This window comes from Mesorhizobium sp. M0910 (assembly GCF_040319465.1).
Classification (GTDB): Bacteria; Pseudomonadota; Alphaproteobacteria; order Rhizobiales; family Rhizobiaceae; genus Mesorhizobium.
On record NZ_JAMYNZ010000042.1, the window covers coordinates 1 to 1,935 of the forward strand.

The window sequence follows — 1,935 nt, forward strand, 5'->3', positions numbered from 1 at the left end:
GATGAGGATCAGCTCGATCGTGTAGGGCAATTGCGCAAACACGATGTCGGCGACCGGCCTCTGGCTGAACACATCATAACCTAAATTGCCGTGGAGCAGTCCGTCGAAAAAGATGGCGAACTGCACGATCAGCGGCTTATTGAACCCCATCTGCTCGTTCAGCTGCGCGATCATCTCCGACGTTGCATCGGGGCCAAGCAAGACCGTTGCGGGGTCGCCCGGCACGGCATGGATCATGAGGAAGAGCAACGTCACCGCGGTCACGATGATCGTGACCGCGAGGACCAACCTCCTACAAAGATAAAACAACATCCCTCAGCCCCGAGGCCGCTGCTTAAGCCGGCTTGAAGTCGACATATAAAGGGACGCCGTCCGGACGGGTTGCAGCTTCTTGTATCTTAGTCGTGCGGTACACGACAGGAGTACCACCATTTGTCAGGAACCGGTAGGCACCCGACTCTTCTATGAGGTTCTGCATCTCGTAATAGAGCTTTGCGCGCTCGTTTGTATCCTCAATCGTGATAGCCTTGGCGTTGAGCTCGTCAAAGCGGTCACTACTGAAGCGAGCCCAATTCCAAATGTTGCCTTTCACGTACGTGGTCGCGAAGTAATTATAAGGATCAGGCAGACCGCCGTCGTCTCTGATAAAGAGCTGCAGGTCCTTCCAGCGGTCGCTTTTCTGGTCCTCACCAATTGTATTAGTGGAAGCGGGGTCTAGGGCGTTGACTTGGACAGCAATGCCGATCTGCGACAACTGCGCCTGAATTACCTGGGCAATTGTAGAAGGTATGCTACTGTTGGTACAAAGGAGGGTTAACTCCAGGTCGCTGACACCGGCCTTGTCCAGGAACTCCTTGGCCTTGGCGAGGTCGCCTTCCGGTGGAACGAGCGCCTTCTCGAGATGCCCGATCATACCTGGCGGAATTATCCCGGTTGCCGCGTTTACCTGCCCCGCATAGGCGGCGTCCAGGATCTGCGGCACATTGATGGCCCATTGAATTGCTTTGCGGACATTGATGTCCTTCAGCTTCGGGTTATCCATATTCATGCCGAACCAGACGATACGGAGCGAGGGATGCTCCTCAACCTTTGTATCGGGCGGCGGATTGCTTTTGAACGCCGCCAGCGAATCGAGACTGATCGTCGTGAAATCAACATCGCCGGCCAGATAGGCGCGTTCCGCCGTCTTAGTGTCAGTAATCGGTACAATGCGGATTTCATCAAATCCGGGCTTTGGTCCAGACCAATCGGGATTACGGGTCAAAAGCGTGTATTGATTTTGCTTCCAGTCCGCGAGCACATAGGGCCCAGAGAACGCCGGCGGTTTCATACCAAAATTGCCGCCGTCCTTGGTCGCCTTCATCACCGCCTGCTCGGAAACGAAACCGGCGCCAAAAGGAAACGTGATGGTCCAGACCGGCACATACGGCGTCTTGAACACGATAACGCCCGTATGATCGTCCTCGATCTCGACATGATCGAATGAGCCTAGCAGACTCAAACCCGTTGACTTGTGCTTGATCATACGTTCCAAGGAAAACTTGACGTCCTTGGCAGTCAGCTCGCCATAACCGCCGGTGAATTTGATGCCTTTCTTTAGGCGAAAGCGTATATGCGTCGGGTCGACCTGCTCGATCTTTTCCGCCGCCTCCAGATCCCAGCCCCATTCGGAGCCCGGTTTATAACGCGTGAGCTTCGAATAAAGGCAGTTCGTCACGTTAACTTCATAACTCGCGGTGCGAAAGCCAGGATCCAAAGTCACAAGCTCCTCCGGAGCAGTGACCTTGAGCACTTTGCCTTCCGCCGCCCAGATCACCTGCGAGAGTGGCATGCCGCTAGCAATGATGCCACCGCCCAGGGCGGCTCCTGTCTTGAGAAGAGCACGGCGATCGATGTTCTTGACAATACCTTCCATAGTTTCCTCCCATGTTTTGT

Annotated in this window: 1 protein-coding gene and 1 pseudogene; both read right to left on the reverse strand. The window is 54.7% G+C overall.

Annotated elements, in window-relative coordinates; translation table 11 throughout:
* Positions 1 to 312: pseudogene (locus tag NKH78_RS32470) on the reverse strand (ABC transporter permease); the annotation flags it as partial.
* Between the two features lie 22 nt (positions 313 to 334).
* On the reverse strand, positions 335 to 1,935 hold a 1,601-nt coding region (locus tag NKH78_RS32475; RefSeq protein ID WP_352885242.1), incomplete at its 5' end, for an ABC transporter substrate-binding protein.